General features: G+C 66.8%; 1 pseudogene. It reads left to right on the plus strand.

The features are described from left to right. A pseudogene (locus D7X55_RS47245) lies at window positions 1–400 on the plus strand (molybdopterin-dependent oxidoreductase); the annotation flags it as partial.

Here is a 400-nt window from a genome sequence, read left to right on the forward strand (position 1 = left end):
GTACAAGCTGACCCGCGCGACCGAGACCCGCAACACCTGTACCTACTGTTCGGTGGCCTGCGGCATCCTGATGTACAGCCTCGGCGACGGCGCCAAGAACGCCGAGCCGAGCATCTTCCATATCGAGGGTGACCCGGACCATCCGGTCAACCGCGGCACGCTGTGCCCGAAGGGCGCCGGCCTGGCCGACATCATCCACAGCAAGTCGCGCCTGCTCTACCCCGAGTACCGGGCACCGGGCTCCAACGAGTGGAAGCGGCTGAGCTGGGACGATGCGCTGGACCGCATCGCGCGGCTGATGAAGGAAGACCGCGATGCCAACTTCGTGCAGAAGAACGAAGCCGGGCAGACGGTCAACCGCTGGCTGACCACCGGCATGCTGGCGGCCTCGGCCACCAGC

This window comes from Corallococcus sp. AB049A, from assembly GCF_003668885.1.
Lineage (GTDB): Bacteria > Myxococcota > Myxococcia > Myxococcales > Myxococcaceae > Corallococcus > Corallococcus interemptor.